16 protein-coding genes are annotated in these 18,093 nt (G+C 72.2%); 7 read left to right on the forward strand and 9 right to left on the reverse strand.

Translation table 11 applies throughout. The features are described 5' to 3' along the window. Nucleotides 1–21: 21 nt before the first annotated feature. The 4 genes from C1I92_RS01165 to macS all read right to left on the reverse strand — a co-directional run bounded on the left by C1I92_RS01165 (nt 22) and on the right by macS (nt 2,738). Nucleotides 22–420 (reverse strand): helix-turn-helix domain-containing protein, encoded by a 399-nt coding sequence (locus tag C1I92_RS01165; RefSeq protein WP_199520840.1) that lies wholly within the window; start codon nt 418–420, stop codon nt 22–24. A gap of 118 nt (nt 421–538) precedes the next feature. Then, nucleotides 539–940 (reverse strand): helix-turn-helix domain-containing protein, encoded by a 402-nt coding sequence (locus C1I92_RS01170; protein ID WP_111252823.1) that lies wholly within the window; start codon nt 938–940, stop codon nt 539–541. Further along, on the reverse strand, nt 937–1,596 hold the full coding sequence (locus tag C1I92_RS01175) for a response regulator transcription factor (RefSeq protein ID WP_111252824.1): 660 nt from the start codon (nt 1,594–1,596) through the stop codon (nt 937–939). Before C1I92_RS01175 ends, C1I92_RS01170 begins: the two co-directional genes overlap by 4 nt. Next, nucleotides 1,593–2,738, reverse strand: coding sequence for a MacS family sensor histidine kinase (macS, locus tag C1I92_RS01180; protein WP_199520841.1), 1,146 nt, complete (start codon nt 2,736–2,738; stop codon nt 1,593–1,595). Before macS ends, C1I92_RS01175 begins: the two co-directional genes overlap by 4 nt. Before the next feature lie 53 nt (nt 2,739–2,791). On the opposite strand from macS, the gene C1I92_RS01185 reads away from it, so the two are divergent. From C1I92_RS01185 to C1I92_RS01195, 3 genes are all read left to right on the forward strand, one after another. Beyond that, the gene (locus C1I92_RS01185) at nt 2,792–3,574 is read left to right on the forward strand and encodes a helix-turn-helix domain-containing protein (RefSeq protein WP_111252825.1); all 783 of its coding nucleotides are present in this window, start codon (nt 2,792–2,794) and stop codon (nt 3,572–3,574) included. A gap of 61 nt (nt 3,575–3,635) precedes the next feature. Then, the gene (locus C1I92_RS01190; RefSeq protein WP_111252826.1) at nt 3,636–4,184 is read left to right on the forward strand and encodes a TIGR03086 family metal-binding protein; all 549 of its coding nucleotides are present in this window, start codon (nt 3,636–3,638) and stop codon (nt 4,182–4,184) included. A gap of 22 nt (nt 4,185–4,206) precedes the next feature. Further along, entirely contained in the window at nt 4,207–4,608 is a 402-nt protein-coding gene (locus C1I92_RS01195; protein ID WP_111252827.1) for a pilus assembly protein CpaE, read from the forward strand. A 78-nt stretch (nt 4,609–4,686) separates the two neighbouring features. Here the strand turns inward: C1I92_RS01195 and C1I92_RS01200 are convergent, their stop codons facing one another. The 5 genes from C1I92_RS01200 to C1I92_RS01220 all read right to left on the reverse strand — a co-directional run bounded on the left by C1I92_RS01200 (nt 4,687) and on the right by C1I92_RS01220 (nt 10,399). Beyond that, a complete protein-coding gene (locus tag C1I92_RS01200; RefSeq protein WP_111252828.1) occupies nt 4,687–5,364 on the reverse strand; it encodes an RraA family protein in 678 nt (225 codons plus the stop codon). A 14-nt stretch (nt 5,365–5,378) separates the two neighbouring features. Next, nucleotides 5,379–7,289, reverse strand: coding sequence for a glycoside hydrolase family 127 protein (locus C1I92_RS01205; RefSeq protein ID WP_111252829.1), 1,911 nt, complete (start codon nt 7,287–7,289; stop codon nt 5,379–5,381). Then, nucleotides 7,286–8,110, reverse strand: a complete 825-nt coding sequence (locus C1I92_RS01210) for a carbohydrate ABC transporter permease (protein WP_111252830.1) — start codon at nt 8,108–8,110, stop codon at nt 7,286–7,288. The genes C1I92_RS01205 and C1I92_RS01210 overlap by 4 nt, the downstream gene beginning before the upstream one ends. A gap of 7 nt (nt 8,111–8,117) precedes the next feature. Then, nucleotides 8,118–8,963: a carbohydrate ABC transporter permease gene (locus tag C1I92_RS01215; RefSeq protein WP_111252831.1), complete on the reverse strand. Its 846-nt coding sequence runs from the start codon at nt 8,961–8,963 to the stop codon at nt 8,118–8,120. Nucleotides 8,964–9,136: 173 nt separating this feature from the next. Then, nucleotides 9,137–10,399, reverse strand: coding sequence for an ABC transporter substrate-binding protein (locus tag C1I92_RS01220; protein WP_369124061.1), 1,263 nt, complete (start codon nt 10,397–10,399; stop codon nt 9,137–9,139). 239 nt (nt 10,400–10,638) lie between these two features. Here C1I92_RS01220 and C1I92_RS01225 point away from each other — a divergent pair, with 239 nt between their 5' ends. The 4 genes from C1I92_RS01225 to C1I92_RS01240 all read left to right on the forward strand — a co-directional run bounded on the left by C1I92_RS01225 (nt 10,639) and on the right by C1I92_RS01240 (nt 18,076). Continuing rightward, nucleotides 10,639–11,661 carry a LacI family DNA-binding transcriptional regulator gene (locus C1I92_RS01225; protein WP_111252833.1) on the forward strand — a complete coding sequence of 341 codons (1,023 nt, stop codon included), beginning with the start codon at nt 10,639–10,641 and terminating at the stop codon, nt 11,659–11,661. Between the two features lie 73 nt (nt 11,662–11,734). Next, the gene (locus tag C1I92_RS01230) at nt 11,735–12,355 is read left to right on the forward strand and encodes a hypothetical protein (RefSeq protein ID WP_111252834.1); all 621 of its coding nucleotides are present in this window, start codon (nt 11,735–11,737) and stop codon (nt 12,353–12,355) included. Between the two features lie 4 nt (nt 12,356–12,359). Further along, nucleotides 12,360–13,367 carry a hypothetical protein gene (locus C1I92_RS01235; protein WP_111252835.1) on the forward strand — a complete coding sequence of 336 codons (1,008 nt, stop codon included), beginning with the start codon at nt 12,360–12,362 and terminating at the stop codon, nt 13,365–13,367. Continuing rightward, complete coding sequence (locus C1I92_RS01240; RefSeq protein ID WP_111252836.1) at nt 13,367–18,076, forward strand: discoidin domain-containing protein; 4,710 nt, start codon at nt 13,367–13,369, stop codon at nt 18,074–18,076. The genes C1I92_RS01235 and C1I92_RS01240 overlap by 1 nt, the downstream gene beginning before the upstream one ends. Nucleotides 18,077–18,093 lie beyond the last annotated feature (17 nt).

Here is an 18,093-nt window from a genome sequence, read left to right on the forward strand (position 1 = left end):
CAGGCTAGCGGTGGGTGACGACTATTCCAGGCCGAGCTCGTCCTCGATCAGGCGAAGCTCCTCGAACGCGGCGCGCCGGCGCTGAAGCTGGACGCGGCGGAAGTCCAGAACGTCGGTGCGCTTGAGGCGGTGATGGGTCCCGACCTTGTGGGCGGCGATCTCGCCGTCACGGATCATCCGCATGAGCGTCGGCCGGGAAACACCCAGCTGCTCGGCCGCGACCGTCGTGCTTAGCTCGTCAGGCAGCGTCTGCAGTGTCACACCGTCACCCCTCGCTACGGCTTCGAGCACGCTCCGCAAAAGAGCGGTGAGCTCGGCGGGCATCGCCCTTGCCTTCGTCTTCCCGCTGGCCGCGGTGAAACGAGGATCCGGAGTCTGCTCGACGAAGTCGCGGGCCAGCTGCTCCTGACGCGGCGTCACAGTTAGCGTGGACATCGTGACCTCCCGTGGTCTACAGATATGAGTGTCCACAGTTTCACTTACAACTGCAAGACATAATCTCAATCACGGCGGTGGATGGGCCGCGCCGACAGCCAGATCAGGGCGAGTTCGCGGGCCTCGTCCAGGCGTGTACGAAGCAGCCCGGCGCCGGCAGCGGCCGGCTCCGGACCCGGTACGCCGACGGCGACACCCCCAGCACCGACGCGAAGGTCCGGCTGAACGTGCCGGTGCTGGCGAACCCGACCGCGAGGCCGATGTCGGTGACGCTCGCCGCGGAGTCGCGCAGTAGCGCCATCGCCCGCTCCAGGCGCCGGCGCTGCAGGTACCGGTGCGGTGGCTCACCGAACGTGGCCTTGAACCCGCGGGTGAAGTGGGCCGGCGACATCAGCGCGATCCGGGCCAGGGCGGGGACGTCGAGCGGCTCGGCGTAGTGCCGGTCGATCGCGTCGCGGGACCGGAGCAGCCGGCGGTTGGCGTCCTCGGCCGGGCTGAACGTCATGGTTCTCCCGCCACCGGCCGGACGTCGTCCAGGCCGTGCTCGATCGCGTACCGCGTGAGCTGCACCCGGTTGTTCAGGTGCAGCTTGCCGAGGATGTTCTGCACGTGGTTCTGCACCGTCCGGTGCGACACGACCAGCTGCTCGGCGATCTGCCGGTACGACCGGCCGGTGGCGACCAGCCGCAGCACCTCGGTCTCCCGCGCGGTGAGCCCGTCCCGGGCCGGCGGCCCGGCGGCGAGCTGGCGGAACTCGCCGAGCACGAGCCCGGCCAGCCCCGGCGTGAACACCGGCTCGCCGCGTCCGGCCCGGTCGACGGCGGCGACCAGTTCGTCGCGGGTGGCCGACTTGGTGAGGTAGCCGGTGGCGCCGGCCTTCATCGCGTCGAGCACGTCGCGCTGCTCGCCACTGGCCGACAGCACCAGCACGCACGGCGCCGGCGGCGGGCCGGAGCACAGCGCCCGGGTGACGTCGACGCCGCTGCGGCCGGGCAGTTGCAGGTCCAGCAGGACGAGACCGGGCCGGGTCGCCGCGGCGACGCGCAGCGCCTGGTCGCCGTCGCCGGCGGTGCCGACGACCTCGAAGCCGGCGTCGGCGAGGTCGCGGGCGACGGCGTCACGCCAGAGCGGGTGGTCGTCGACGACGAGGACGCGGGTCACGGCGCGCTCCGGTCCGCGCCGACGGCGGCCCGGCGGGGCAGCCGCAGGGTGACCTCGACGCCGTCGCCGGGCCGCCCGACGACGACCGCCGTCCCGCCGAGCGCCTCCAGCCGGCCGACGACCGAGCGGGCCACGCCGAGCCGGCCCTCGGCGGCGGCCTCCGCCAGCCGGCCGGGCGCGAACCCGGCGCCGGTGTCGCGGACCAGGACCGTGACGCCGTCGCCGTCGTCGTCCAGCAGCACGTACGCGGACGCGTCCGGCCCGGCGTGCCGCTCGACGTTGTCCAGCGTGGCGGCGACGGCGGCGTCCACCTCACGGGCCACCGACGAGGGCAGCCGCACCGGCGCCGGCGGCACCGCCACCGACACCCGTGGCGTCGCCCGCGCCAGGAGCAGCGCGCCGAGGTCCGTCCGCCTGGACGAACCTGCGGGCGCGGCCGTGATCAGCGCCCGCAGCGCCACCTCCTGTTCCGCCGCCAGCCCGGCCAGCTCGGCGGCGTCGCCACCCAGCTCCCGTCCGCGCCGCGACACGTACGTCAGCACCTGCAGCACGCCGTCGTGGACCACCCGCGCCAGCCGGTCGCGTTCCGCGGCCGCCGCCTGCTCGCGCAGCAGGGAGGCGAGCCGCCGCTCGGACCGCCGGGCCAGATCGCAGACGTACCCGACCAGCGCGCCCGCGACCAGCACCAGCACGGTGTTGTGCAACAGCGGCGCGGTGACGGCGCCCCGCTCGGCCACGTTGGCCAGCCCGATCACGCCGGCCGCCGGCAGCGCCGCCGCCCAGCCGTACACCAGCGCCCACGCGATCACCGGGGCGGTCACCCAGAACACCGGCAGCGTCTGCGCACCCCGTTCGACCGCCGCCTCCAGCTGGAGCGGCCGCGTCGCGACGATCGCGGCGGCCGCCACCAGCAGATCGGCGCTCAGCAGCGGCCAGCGCCGCCACGACGGCCGCCGGTACCAGGCGAACGTCAGCGCGGTCCAGCCGCCCAGACCAGCCAGTACCAGCCAACCGGGCGTGACGTGCCGGTAGTCGTCGAGCGCGAACGCGTAGAGCGCGGCCGCGTACAGCACGGAGAAGGCCCGGAACACCGCCAGGGCACGCCACCACTGCTCCTCGTACCCCGGCAGCGCGGCGTCCACGGCGTCATCGTAGGGAGCGGGCCGGACGTTTCCCAGCGTTCTAGGCTGGCGGTATGTCCTGGTACCGGCCGGTGGCCGTGGCGCCCGAGCTGCGCGACGCGCTCGTGTGCGGGTGGACGGCGCGGGTCGAGGGCGCCGAGCTGCTGGTGCCCGACGGCTGCATAGACGTCATGTGGCTGGCCGACGGACGGGTCATCGTGTGCGGACCGGAGACCGCGGCCTGGCCGGTGCTCACGCCGAAGGGCACCGAGGCCGCCGGCGTCCGGTTCCGTCCCGGCGTCGCGCCCGGCGTGCTGGGCGTGCCGGCGTACCTGCTGGTCGACAGCCGGGTCGGGCTCGACGACGTCCTCGGCCCCGGCGCGCGGACGCTGGCCCGCGAGGTCACCGACGCCGGCACGCCCGGCGGCCGGCTGGCCGTGCTCACGTCGGCGGCCCGCGGCTGGCTCGAGGACGCCGACGGGCCCGACCCGCTGACGTCGTGGACGGTCCGGGTGCTGAGCCGGCGCAACCGCAGCGTCGCCGAGCTCGCCGACGCCGCCGGGCTCACCGACCGCCAGCTGCAGCGGCGCAGCCGGGCCGCGTTCGGCTACCCGCCGTCGATGCTGCGCGTGATCCTGCGGCTGCAGCGGTTCATGGCCCTGGCCCGTTCGCCCGGCAACGCCGCGCTCGGGCTGGCCGAGCTGGCCGTCCTCGCCGGCTACAGCGACCAGGCGCACCTCTCCCACGACTGCCGCCGGATCGCGTCGTGCACCCCGAGCGAGCTGCTGCTCAGCCAGGCGCCGGACTGGCACGGCCCAGGCTCGGTCGTCGACGGCGAGGCTGCCCGCGCGGCCTGATCCGGCGCCGATGTCGGATCCGTACAAGCCCGCCGGCCGCCGCCCGCGGCACGGTAGGGGTATGACCGACATCGCTGACCGTTACCGCCGGCTGGCCGCCACCCTGACCAGCCGCATCGAGTCCGTACCGGCTGACCGCTGGTCGTCGCCGTCGCCGTGCGAGGGCTGGACCACTCGTGACGTGGTCGCGCACCTGATCGACTGGCACGGCGGCGTCGCTAAGCTCGGCGGGCTGAGCCTGCCCGAGGGCCCGCCGGTCGAGACGGACCCCGTCGCCGCGTGGAAGCACACCCGCGACGCCATGCAGGAGCTGCTGGACGACCCGGAGCGCGCGAACACCTCCTACGAGGGCATGTTCGGACCGACGACGGTCGCCGCGACGGCCGACAAGTTCCTGGGCCTCGATCTGATCGTGCACGGCTGGGACATCGCTCGCGGCGCCGGCCTCGACGACACGATCCCGCCCGAGGACGTCGCGGAGCTGCTGCCGATGGTCCGCGAGCTCGGCGACAACCTGCGCCGGCCCGGTGTCTGCGGCCCGGAGGTCCCGGTGCCCGGCGACGCCGACGACCAGACCAAGCTGCTGGGGCTGCTCGGGCGGCGCCGGTGAGCCGCCGGGTGACAATGGAGGGGTGATCTCTGTCGAGTTGGCCCGGAAGCTGCGCGAGGCGGGGCTGCGCTGGGAGCCCCGTCCCGGCGACCGGTTCGTCATCGCCGACCGCGGCATGGACGACGAGGTCTTCGTGGTCAGCCACATGGTCGTCGACGTGCACGAGTTCCCGTCCGGCCGCGTGCTCGGGTTCAACGGCACCGTCGAGTGGGCGCTGGACAGCGTCGAGCAGGACGCCGCGCTGTGGCTGCCCGGCGAGTCGCGGCTGCGTGAGCTGCTGGGCGGCGCGTTCGCGGGTCTGGGTCGCGTCGGTGACGGCTACCGGGTGACGCTCGAGGTCGGCGGGCGCCGGGTCGAGATCGACGACGAGCAGGCCGAGGAGGCCTACGGCAAGGCGCTGCTCTACCTGGCTACGGGCAGCTAAGCTGCCATTCCCAGGATGACCCGAGCAACGCCGCCGTGCCAGGCGTCGTGCGACACGAGATCTCGTGGGCGTGGTCGACTATTCCTCGATCGCGCCGCCGATCGCGCGCAGGTGGGCCCGGAACGTCAGGCCCGGCACGTCGCGGCGCCGGGCGAGGTACTCGGCGAAGCGCAGCTGGTCGCGCAGCGTCGTGCCGTCGCGGACCAGGTCGGCCTGCCGCCGCTCGGTGTCGCGGATCGACGCGGCCAGCGCGGCCAGCTCGCCGGCCCGGTCCAGCGGGACGACGACGACGCCGTCGTCGTCGGCGAGGACGGCGTCCTCGCGGGTGACGTCGAAGCCGGCCACCGTGGCGCGGGTGAGCGCGTCGGCCGGACGGTGGTCCAGCCGACGCGGCCCGGCCGGCAGCGCGCCGAGGCTGAACACCGGCAGCCCGATCGACCGGACGTCGGCGGTGTCGCGGTGCAGTCCCCAGATGACGACGCCGGACAGCCCGGCGGCACGCGCCTCGAGCACCGCGAGGTCGCCGACGCAGGCCTCGTCGCGCCGCCCGCCGTTGTCGACCACCAGCACGTCGCCCGGCCCGGCCGACTCGTACGCCTCCAGGAACACGTCGACGCTGCCGACGTGGACGCAGGGCAGCGCCCGGCCGGCCGCCCGGTGCCCGGCCGTCACCGGCGGCAGCGCCGCGCACCGCAGCGGCACCCCCGCCCGCAGGCAGGCGTCGGCCAGGTGCGCGGTGGTGAGGTCCTCGAACATGCCCCGACTCTAGATCAGATGGTCGGCAGCCAGACCCGCATCGTGGCCGGGCCGCGCGCGGCCCACGAGTGGTACGGGATCAGCCGGATCGACGCCGGGTCGGACCCGGCGTCACCCGCGCCGGCCGCGTACGGCCAGTCGTGATCGTCGTCGTCGACGAGGGCGCCGGTGGCGACGACAGCGCCGGACTCGTCCGTGCTCAGCGGCACGGACGCGTCCACCCGGACGGCGTCCACGTCGCGGCCCGCCGGCAGGTCGGCGGACTCCGCGCACAGCACCAGCGGGCCCCGCTCGACGGCGACGGCGCCGCGCAGCGCGTCGATCCGCGGGTCGGCCCGGACCCAGCGCGGCCGCATCAGCAGCCCCAGCCGCACCTCGTCGCCGGCCGCGAAGACCGCCGTCACCGACGCCATGCCGGGGCCCACGGAACGCCGGGTGCCGTCCGGCCCGACGAGCACGGCGCCCTCGGCCCAGGCCGGCACCCGTATCGACAGCGTCCACGGCGACGACGACGTCTCGGTCACGCGCAGCACGACGGCGCCGTCGTCGGGGTAGCCGGTGGACATGACGAACCCGGCCGGCCGCCCGTCCGGCAGCCGTGTCGACACCGTGGCGTCGGCGTACTGATGCACCTGCAGGCCGTCGTCGTCGGCGGTGACGAGGTACGCGGCCAGGCTGGCGAACGTCCGGGCGAGGTTGTTCGGGCAGCAGGACACGTCGAACCACGGCGCACGGACGCCGGACTCCGCGCGCGGGTGCGCCCGATCCGACGCGGGCAGCCCGCCGATCGCGCGCCGGTGCAGCGTGTTGACGTAGAAGAAGGAGCGCCCGTCGTCGGCCGGCGACGTGGCGATGACGTTGTACAGCGTCCGCTCGGCCAGATCCGCGTACTTCGGCGAACCCGTCGCCAGCAGCAGCCGCCAGGCCAGCTGCACCGACGCGACGGCGGCGCAGGTCTCCGAGTACGCCCGGTCCGGCGGCAGGAAGAAGTCGTCGCCGAACGCCTCGTCGGCGTGCCGCGCGCCCATGCCGCCGGTGAGGTACGTCCGCCGCGCGACCGTGGCCGCCCACTGCCGCTCGATGGCGGCCAGCAGCGCGGTGTCGCCGGTCTCGACCGCGACGTCGACGGCGCCCGAGGCCAGGTACAGCGCCCGGACGGCGTGCCCGTGGAACACCTCGGTGTCGCGCACCGGCACGTCGTCCTGGAAGTAGCCGCGGCCGAACTCCACGTCGGCCAGCACCCCGTTCCCGCGCCGCGAGACGAACAGCGCGGCCTGGTCCAGGTAGCGCCGCTCGCCGGTGATCCGGTACAGCTCCACCAGCGCCATCTCGATGACGGGGTGCCCGCAGTACCCCTGGTTGCCCGACGGCCCGAAGGTGTTGCACACGTGATCGGCGGCGCGCACCGCGACGTCGGCCAGCGGGCCGCCCACACCGGAGCGCAGCAGCGCGACGCCGGCCTGGATCAGGTGCCCGTAGCAGTACAGCTCGTGGCCCCACTCCAGGTCGGAGTAGCGCTCGGCCTGGCCGGGATGACCGAACGCGGTGTTGAGGTAGCCATCGGGCTCCTGTGCCCGCTCGATCACCTTGGCCAGCTCCTCGATCGACGCCACGGCGAACGCGTCGCCGGTGCGGGCGACCTCCCAGGCCATCGCCTCGATCAGCTTGTACACGTCGGAGTCGGAGAACTCCCGGCCGCGCCGGTCCCGGCCCACCCGGCCGTCGACGACCGCGGCGAAGTTGTCGATCCAGCCGACGCGGCGCTCCCAGCTCAGGTTGTGCTCCAGCGTGGCGGAGGCGTTGACGGACTGCCGGTCGCCCCAGAAGCCACCCGTGATGCGCACCTCACGCAGGCCGAGCGGGCGCAGCCGCCCGGCGCTCGGCACCACGGGCCGGCCGGTCAGATCGTCGGGCACGATGGTCATCCCTTCAGGGCTCCGGACATGAAGCCGCGCACGTAGTGCCGTTGCAGCAGGACGAACAGGAGCAGGCAGGGCAGCGCCATGATCACGACGCCGGCCTGGGTGGCGCCGAAGTCGACGGCGCCCATGGTCTGCTGCCGCAGCGTGGCGATCGCCAGCGACAGCGGGTAGCGCGAGCTGTCGTTGATCATGAACAGCGGCGCGATGAAGTCGTTCCAGGCGTGCAGGAACGCGAACAGCCCGACGGTGATCATGCCGGGCCAGACCGCGAACACCAGCACCCGGCGCAGCACGCCGAACGTGCCGCAGCCGTCGACTAGCGCGGACTCCTCGATCTCACGGGGCACCGCCTCGAACGAGATCCGCATCATGAACATCGAGAACGGCAGCTGGTAGAGCGTCAGCACCAGCGCCAGTCCGAACAGCGAGTTGCGCAGCCCCAGCTCGCCGAGCAGCACCCACAGCGGCACCAGCAGCGTCGCGTACGGGACCATGAGGATCGCGATGATCAGCAGGAACAGCGCGTCGCGGCCGGGGAAGCGGAACCGGGCGAACGCGTAGCCGCCCAGCAGCGACAGCACCAGCGTGAAGATCACGGTGAGGACGGAGACGTAGGTGCTGTTCCACAGGTACGTGGGCAGCCCGGCGTCGTACTCGGTCAGCGTGCGGTAGTTCGCGAAGCCGTAGCCCTCCTGCTGCGCCGTCGCGCCGTGCGGCGACACCGACGCGACCGCCGTCCAGATCAGCGGGATCAGGAACATGATCGCCAGCCCGCCGCCGAACACCCAGAACGACGTGTTGCCGATGGCTCGGTGCAGTCTCATCCCGGCCTCACTCGTCCGCGCCGCGGCGCAGGTAGCGGAACTGGGCGATGTTGATGACCAGGAGCACGAGCAGCACGACGACGGACAGCGCGGCCGCCGAACCGAGGTCGAACCGGCGGAACGCCTCCCGGTAGATCATCATCACCACGGTCGTGGTGGAGTTGTCCGGACCGCCGTTGGTCAGGATGAAGAACTGGTCGAAGGCCAGCAGCGACCCGGTGATCGAGATGATCAGGCACAGCGCGATCGACGGGCGCAGCAGCGGCAGCGTGATCCGGAAGAACGACTGCACCTTGCTGGCGCCGTCGACCCGGGCGGCCTCGTAGACCTCGTTCGGGATCGACTGCAACCCGACCATCAGGATCAGCATGAAGAACCCGGCGAACTTCCAGACCACCAGCATGATCGACGAGAACAGCGCCAGGTTCGGCGTCCCGATCCAGCGGATCGGCTCGTCGGTGACGCCGAGCCACTGCAGGAACGGGTCGATCGGCCCGATCTGGGGGCTGTAGAAGCCCCAGAACAGCAGCGACGCCGACGCCAGCCCGAGCGAGACCGGCAGGAAGTAGGCCGTGCGCAGGAACCCGACGCCGCGGCGGCGCTCCTGCACCAGCAGCGCCATCCCCATCGCGAGGACCAGCAGCACCACCACGACGATGACGGTGTACTTCAGCGTGAACCCGACCGCCGGCCAGAACAGCCGGTCGTCGGCGATGCCGGTGTAGTTGTCCGGCAGGTTCAGGCCCTGGCCGCCCTTGAGCAGCGGCCACTCGCTGGCCGACATCTGGCCGACGAGCAGCAGCGGTACCACGAACAGCAGCAGCACGAAGATCGCGGCGGGTGCGGCGTACATCGCTCCCTGGAACGTCCGGGTGCGCCACCAGGCCCGGGAGCTGGGGGTCGGGGGCGTCGGCGGAGCCGCTGGCTCGCGCAGGACTTGGCTGGCCAAGCGTCGGGTCCTTCCTCTGTGACGGCCTCCAGTGACCGGTGGGGCCGCGCGGCCGGGCGCGACCCCACCGGAGCCGGTCAGCTCTGCAGCGAGGCGTCGACCGCCTCGTTGTCCTGCTCGAGCGTCGAGCCGTCGCCGAACACGTAGTTGCGCACCAGCGGCAGCCACGGGCCCTGCGGGTCGTTGAACGTCTCGCCGAAGCGCATCGAGTACGGCGTGCGGCCGACGCCGGCGACCTCGTTGATGGTCACCAGCCGCGGGTCCTGGTCGGAGTACTCGTTCGACGCGAGGTCCGTGCGGGCGACGACGTCGCGGTTCTGCGCGACGACCTCGACCTGCGCCTCGTCGCCGAGCGTCCAGGCGATGAAGTTCCACGCGGCGTCCGGGATCTCGCTGTTGCTGGAGATGCCGATGGCGTCGCCGCCGACGAACGTCGACTCGCCGCCGCCGACACCCGGGATCGGCGCGACGCCGGTCTCGAACGTGTCAGGCATCAGGCCGAGCGTCGTGGACGGCATCGGCATCACGCCGATGTTGCCCTCGGGGAACACGCCGGTCCAGGTCGGGCCGGCCTCGTCCTGGGTGCCGGGCGCGACGATGTCGTCGTCGACCAGGCCCTTCCAGATGTCGTAGACGGCCTGCGCCTCCGGCTCGGCCAGGAACGACTCGGTGCCGTCCTCGTTCATGACGTCGGCGCCGGACGCCCAGATGCTCGGCCACCAGGTGAACACGTAGCAGCCGCCGCAGTTGCCGCCGAAGAACGTGCCGCTGACATCGCCGCCGAGGGCGTCGATCGCCCGGGCGTGCTCGGCGAACTCCTCCATCGTGGTCGGCGGCGCCTCGGGGTCGAGGCCGGCCTGCTCGTAGAGGTTCTTGTTGTAGAAGAGCACCGACAGGTCCATCGTGTGCGGCACGACGTACTTGGCGTCGTCGAGGGTGCCGACCTCGATGTGCGACTGCGCGAGGTCGTCGGCGAACGGCAGCGCGTCGATGCGGTCGGTGATGTCGAGGTAGGCGCCGGCCGTGGTGAACTGCGGCACGAACACGACGTCGAGGCTGAGCACGTCGGGCAGCTCGCCGGCGCCCGCGGCGGTGCCCACCCGCGGCAGATAGTCGTCGGTCGGGATGACCGTCAGCTCGACCTGGTTCTCGTGGCTCTCGTTGTAGGCGTCGACGAGGCGCTGGGACTGCGCCTCGGTGGCCGCCCGTGTCCACATGGTGATGGTGCTGCCGTCGTCGACCCCCTCGGCCAGCGTCTCCTCACCGGAGCCGCCGTCGCCGGAGGCATCGCCGCCGCCCGCGGTCTCGTCGGGATCGTCGTCACCGCCGCAGGCGCTCATCACGAGCGCCAGCACAGCTGCGGTCACGGCCGTCGTCGCCTGTGTCCTGGTACTCCGTCGCATCGTTCCGTCTCCCCGGTGAACGAAAGTGGCCGAAAAGGTTTTCTGCGACGGTAGGAGGTCGTCTGCACCGCGTCAAGCCTGTACAACGTAGGAATTCTCCGGACAGAGCAAGGGGTCGAAATCGATCACGAAAATCCGTCTACCCGTTTTCGGGCGGCTCGGGTACAGTCCACCGCATGAACAACGCTGTGCCGCCGGCCGCGCGCAAGGTGACGTTGACCGACGTCGCCCGCCTGGCCGGGGTCTCGGTCGCCACCGCGTCCAAGGCACTCAACGGCCGCAAGCAGGTGCGCGCCGAGACCCGCGCGCGCGTCGTCGAGGCGGCCGAGCAGCTCTCGTTCTCGCCGAACGAGCTGGCCCGCAGCCTGCTGGCGGACCGTACCGGTACGGTCGGCCTGCTCACGAACGACCTCGAGGGCCGGTTCTCCATCCCGATCCTCATGGGCGCCGAGGACGCGTTCGGCGCCGACAGCGTCGCGGTGTTCCTGTGCGACGCCCGCGGCGACGCGATCCGCGAGAAGCACCACGTGCAGGCGCTGCTCAGCCGCCGGGTCGACGGTCTCATCGTGGTCGGCAGCCGCACCGACCCGCGGCCGTCGCTGGGCCGTGAGCTCCCGGTCCCGGTCGTCTACGCCTACGCGCCGTCGGAGGACGCCGAGGACCTGTCCATCGTGGTCGACAACGTCGGCGCCGGCCGCAGCGCGATCGACCATCTCGTCTCGACCGGGCGGACCCGCATCGCCCACATCACCGGCGACCCGACCTACGGCGCCTCGCAGGAACGCGCCCGGGGCGCACTCGCCGCGCTCGGCGACCACGGCCTGGAGCCCGCCGGCGAGGTCCGGTTCGGGTCGTGGACGGAGAGCTGGGGCCGGGCGGCGGCGGCCATGGTGCTCGGCCAGCACCCCGAGGTCGACGCGATCCTCTGCGGCAGCGACCAGGTCGCCCGTGGCGTCATGGACGCGTTGCGCGAGCACGGCCGCACCGTGCCCGACGACGTCGCGGTCATGGGCTTCGATAACTGGGAGATCTTCACCAACGGCGCTCGCCCGACCCTGACCAGCGTCGACATGAACTTCGAGCGGCTCGGCCGGGTGGCGGCGCACCGGCTGTTCGCCGCGATCGACGGCGAGCCGCGGTCCGGGATCGAGGCACTGGACACCCGGGTGGTGATCCGCGGCTCGACCGTCCCCGGGTGACGGCGCGAGCCGCACCCGGGTGCTCCATCCGGCGCAATATGTGAACGCTAACAACGACGGAGGAGAGGCACAGATGAGCACACGTCACATCCGGCCGCGGCTGGTCCTGGCCGCACTCGGCCTGGTCGCCCTGGGCCTGGCCGGCTCGGCCACGGCCGCGGTGGCCGACGAGGAGGAGGGGGTGGACCTGTCCGTCGTCATCGACGACATCACCCCGCCCGGCCAGCTCACCCTGACGGTCGCGCCGAACGACGGCGTCGTCCTGACCGAGAACGGCTCCGACGACAACGCCCGGCAGTTCACCGGCACGCTTCCGACGGTGACGGTCAGCGACACCCGCACGCCCGAGGAGATCCCGGACGGCGCGTTCTGGGCCGTCGTCGGACAGGCCGGCGACTTCGCCGGCGGCGACAACACCATCGGCGCGGAGCACCTCGGCTGGCGGCCGCGGCTGCTGACGCCGTCGCCGACCGGCAACGTCACCGAGGGCGAGCCGGTGTCCAGCGTCATCTCCGACGGCACCGGCGCGCCCGCGGTCGGCCTGGTCGGCCAGGAGCTGCTGATCTCCACGTTCAGCGCCGAGGAGGAGACCGGCAGCTGGAACGTCGACGCCGAACTGGCGCTGCGCACCCCGGCCGACGTCGAGCCCGGCGAGTACCACTCGGTGCTGACGCTGTCGCTGTTCGACCAGTGATCCCATGATCGGCTTCCTCGGCGCGCTGCTCGTGGCCGTCGCCGCGGCCGGACCCGCGGCGGCGCCCGCCGACGCGCCGGTCACCTGGTCGGTGGCGCCGGCGGACGCGACCGGACCGGACGGCCGCCGGGTGATCGACGTCGTGCTGGAGCCGGGCGGCAGCGTCGTCGAGCACGTCGCCGTCACCAACCACTCGACGGCGCCGGTGACGTTCTCGATCACGGCGAACGACGGCTACCTCACCGAGCGCGGCACGTTCGACATGCTGCCGTCGGGCACGCCGCCGGTCGACGGCGGCGCCTGGCTCGGCGTGCCGGACGAGGCTGCCGTCGGCGCCGGCGAGACCGTCGTCGTACCGGTGGAGATCGAGGTGCCGGCGACCGCGGAGCCGGGCGACCACCCGGCCGGCATCGCCGCGTCGATCCTCTCCACCGGGTCCGAGGTGGCGGTCGAGAGCCGGGTCGGCGTGCGGGTGAACCTCACCGTCGCCGGGGAGGCCGTGGCCGGGCTGGACGGTCGGGTCGTCGACGTCTCCTACGAGCCGTCGTGGAACCCGTTCGCGCCCGGCGACCTGGTGGTCCGGTACGAGGTGGTCAACTCCGGCACGGTCGGCCTGGCCGCGGCGGGCAGCGCCGGCGCGAGCACGCTGCTCGGCGACGTCGAGCCCGTCAGCGACGGGGAGCCGCGCGAGCTGCTGCCCGGCGGCCGGGTCGAGCGGGAGCTGCGGGTCACCGGCGTCTGGCCGCTCGGGCCGGTGGACGCCCGGGTGGACGTCGAGCCGGTGCTGCGCGACGGCGCCGAGGTCGCGGCGCCGTCGACCGTCCACCTGACCGCGACCGCCTGGGCGCTGCCGCTCGCACCCATCCTGCTGGCGCTGCTGCTCGTACTCCTGGTGCTCGTCGTGCGGAACCGGCTGCGGCGGATGCTCGCCGATGCCCGGGCCGAGGGCGCCGCCAGTGCTCACGCTCACAACCCAGTTCCACCCAGATCCCCGATGGAGAGGACACGGTGATGTCGGGACGTAGTTTCAGGAGAGCCATCGCGACCGCGACCAGCGGCGTGGTGGCCTGCGGCGGCCTGGTGCTGTTACCGGGCTCCGCGCAGGCGGACGGCCACGTGCTGCCGGGCAACGAGAGCGACGTCGGGCTCTACACCGACGGCCTGACCGACACGATGGACATCGGCGACCCCACGTACCTCAACGAGGCCGAGGTCGCGACGCTACTGGAGCCGGGGGTGCCGTACACCGCCGGCAGCATGCACCAGTCCATCTTCGAGCGGGACCTGGCCGCCGGCGGGACCGACTACTACCTCGACCGCATCCTCGGCGTCCGCGGGACCGCCGGCAACAACGTCCTGCAGACCCGCGGCCGCACCCTGTACCTGCGCGGCGGCAGCAACTTCGGCGTCATGGGCTTCGCCGGCAGCGCGTTCGCCGGCGGGCCGAACAACCTGGGCAACCTCTACACCGTCACGCTGCCCGGGCAGACGGTCACCGAGGTCGGCGCCGAGCGGTTCAACGCGCCCAGCCACGCGCGCGGGCGCTACACCATCGGCACGACCGGCGTGGTGGCCGAGCAGACCAAGGCGATCACCTACGACAACGTCGCCGTCACCGCGCTCAGGTTCAGCAACCCGGGCGCCGCGCCGGTGACGTTCACCGTCCGGGCGGCCTCGCCGCTGGCGACGACGTCCACCGATTCGCCGGACGAGCTGACCGGCACCCGCACGCTGACCAGCGGGTCGAACAACGGCCTGATCGACACCGCGTGGTCGCGGGTCACGATCGGACTGCAGGCGGCCGGGTTCACCCGCGCCGGCACGAACCTGGACCGCGAGGTCACGGTGCCGGCGGGCGGCTCCGTCGACCTGTCCGTCGTCGGCGTGCTCTACTCGTCCGGCATGCCGGACTCGGCGGAGAGCTACCACGAGTACGCGGCGCTGGCGCCGGCCGAGGCCACGCGCACCGCGATCACCGAGTTCAACCGCCGCTGGGCGCAGGACATCCCCTACATCGACGTGCCCGACGCGGCCATCGAGAAGGCGATCGTCTACCGCTGGTGGGGCGAGCGCTACAACAGCCTCGACGCGAACGAGCCGGGCTACGTCTACCAGTACCCGACGACGATCGAGGGCGTGAACCTGTACCAGAACGCCGTCGCGCTGACCCAGCCGATGCACCTGCAGGACACCAAGTGGATCCGCAACCCGTACCTCGCCTACGGGCAGATCCTGAACATCGGCGAGCTGTCCGGGTCGTCGGCGTTCCTCGACAGCCCCGGGCACACCAGCTGGAACAACCACTACTCGCAGTACCTCGGCACCGCCGGCCTGGAGGCCTACAACGTGCACGGCGGCGGCCCGGCGGTGGCCGAGCGGTTCGCCCGCTACTTCGAGGGCGACGGCGTCGGCCAGCTGGAGCACTACGACGGCAACGACGACGGGCTGATCGCCTACGACTCCAACTTCATGCCGGGCAACGACGCCGACGCGATCAGCTTCGGCTACCCGAAGGTGAACGCCGGCGCACCGGGCGCGCGGACGATCGAGCGGCCCGAGTCGGCGTACGTCTGGGGCGCGTTCGACGCGGCCCGCCAGCTCTACGCGCTGGCCGGCGCGGACCCGGCGAAGGTCACGGAGATGGGCGCCGAGGCGGACCGGCTCCGCGAGGCGATCCTCGGCCGGCTGTGGAGCCAGGAGACGCGGATGTTCCTCGCCGGCACGTCGCACGGCGCGACCTCCGGCGGCACGCAGAACCCGCTCAGCGAGGCCGAGCGGGATCTCATCCCGGCCAAGGAGTCGAACCTCTACGACGTCTATGCGCAGAACCTCATCCCGTTCGAGGACGCCGACACCTACGTCGACGGCTTCCGGTTCCTGCGCTACGGCGACAACTTCCCGATCTTCCCGTTCTACACGGCCAACCAGTGGGACCGGACGAAGTACGGGATCGGCGGGTCGAACAACTTCTCCAACATCAACTTCACCGTGCAGTACCGCGCCGTCCGCTCGGCGCTGCGCCACTACGACCCCCAGCAGAAGTACGTCACGCCCGAGTACGCCGCGCGGCTGCTCGACTGGATGGCGTGGAGCATCTACCCCGGCGGCGACACGCGCGTGGCCAACCAGGCCGAGTACTACTCGAACTGGAACCCGACGACACGCACCTACAACCGCAACAACCCGAACCACGTGATGCTCGGCAACATGAACTACATCTACGTCGAGGACATGGGCGGCATCCAGCCGCGCTCCGACGACGTGATCGAGCTGTCGCCGATCGACCTCGGCTACGACCACTTCATGGTCAACAACCTGCGCTACCACGGCCAGGACGTGACGATCGTGTGGGACGAGGACGGCACGCACTACGGCCTCGGCGCCGGCTACAGCCTGTTCGTCGGCGGCGAGAAGAAGGCCACCGCCGACACGCTCGGCCGGTTCGTCTACGACCCGAGCACCAACGAGATCGTCGAGGCCGACGACGGCCTGACGGTCACCGTCGCCTCCGCCGAGGGCGCCGAGCTGCCGGACGCCGTCGACACCCCGATCGAGGACGCGCGGGTCGCGTCGTACCTGCGCACCGCCGGCATCGACCTCGGCGAGGACGCGCCGAACCTCGCGCAGGGCGCCGAGCTGTCGTCGTCGTTCACCCAGCAGGGCCCCCGCCCGACGCCGTGGCGCCAGTTCCACACGCCGGGCTTGAGCACGAGTACGCCGAACCACACGCCGGGTGCGATCAAGGAGACCGAGCGCCCGGTCTCGCTCGACGCCGTGACCGACAACGTCACGATCAACGAGCCGTACTGGGGCAACTACGGCACTACCGAGCCCGGCGGCTACGTCGAGCTGAACTTCGGCGAGCCGGTCCGGTTCGACAACGTCAAGGTGTGGTTCGTCAGCGACCGCCAGACGGGCGGCTACCGCGAGCCGCAGCGGTACACGATCCAGATCCCGGACGGGAACGGCGGCTGGACGACGATCCCGGACACGTTCAAGTCGCCGAAGGTCCCGGGCGCGAAGTTCAACGAGGCGCTGTTCGACGCCGTCACGGCCGACCGGGTGCGGGTGGCGTTCACCAACACCCCGACGTTCGCCACGGCGATCTCGGAGATCCAGGTGTTCGACTCCGGGCGTGAGGTCCCCGAGGTCGTCAACGACCCGCCGACGGTGACGGTCACCGTCGACCGGTCCCGCGACGGCAACCTGTCCACGACGCTGACGTCGACCATCACCGACGACGGCATCCCGGACACCGGTGAGCTGACGCACGAGTGGAGCACGGTGTCCACGCCGGCCGGCGCCGGGGTGATCTTCGGCGACGCGAGCGCGCTGACGTCCACCGTCACCGGCACCGTCGCGGGGACGTACGTGTTCCGGCTGACGGCGTCCGACGGAGAGCTGACGACGCAGCGCGACGTCGAGGTGGCGCTGACGGAGAAGGTGACGTCGGAGGAGTTCGGCTCGATCGCGTCGATCACGACCAGCGGCAGCGCGCCGTGGGAGAACCCGCTGCGCGTCAACGAGTCCACGACGCCGGCCAGCTCCAATCCCGGCGCCGGGAACGGCTGGGGCTCGTGGGGGCAGCCGAACAACGGCACCACCCCGGCGACCGCGGCCTGGCTGCGGTACTCGTGGGACTCGCCGGTGCTGATCCGGTCGACGGACATCTACTGGTACGACGACAACGGCGGCACCCGGATGCCCCGGCCGGACACGTACGTCGTCGAGCAGTCGAACGACGGGCAGACGTGGACGCCGGTCACGCTGACGGGCACGTCGACGTACGCGGGCGCGCTCACCCGCAACGCGTACAACCACCTCGAGTTCGAGCCGATCACGACCAGCCACCTGCGCATCCGCATCTTCGGCGTGCAGGGCTCCGGCGCCGGCACGGGTGTGCTGCGGTGGCGGGTCAACGGCGACACCGTCAGCGCGGTGGACGCTCCGGTGCTGCTGCGGACGGTGGTCGGTGAGGTGCCGACGCTGCCGGCCGAGCTGGACGTCGAGTTCGCCAGCGGTCCGCGTGGCTCGCTGCCGTTCACGTGGCAGCCGATCACGCCGGAGATGGTGGCCGAGACCAACGTCGAGCCGTTCGTCGTCTTCGGCACGAACACGACGTACGGGCTGATCGCCGAGGCACGGGTCTACGTCCGGCCGGAGAACTCGCCGGGAGGCATCTCGATCCAGGGTGCGGAACAGTTCGAGCAGGCCGTCGACGTGGGCGAGCTGCCGGTGCTGCCGACCAAGGTCGAGGTGTCGTACAACGACGGCTCGCGCGACAACCAGGCGATCGGCGTGGACTGGAACTTCAACCCGGCGATCGTCAACACGCCCGGCATCTACACGATCACCGGTGACCTGGTCCTGCCGGACTACGTCAGCGAAGTGGGCACGACGTCCACGACGCTGCGGCTGACCGTCGGTGACGGTGGCACGCCGCCGGAGGTGTCGGTCACGGCGGAGGTGCGCTGCCTCGGCCGCCGGGCCTTCGTCGCCGTCCGGGCGACCAACGACGATGCCGTGAAGCTCGACATCACGTTGGAGACGGCGTACGGCGAGCGGGCGCTGACCGGCATCGAGCCGGGCGCGTCGGCGTACCAGATGTTCGCCACCCGGCTGGCGAGCATCCCGGCCGGCGCGGCGACGGTCATCGCCGTCGCCGCCAACGGCCAGACGGCGGAGGTGACGGCGCAGTACCCGGCGATCAGCTGCGGGTAGCGCGCCCATCTGCCCGC

The organism is Jiangella anatolica, from assembly GCF_003236295.1.
Lineage (GTDB): Bacteria > Actinomycetota > Actinomycetes > Jiangellales > Jiangellaceae > Jiangella > Jiangella anatolica.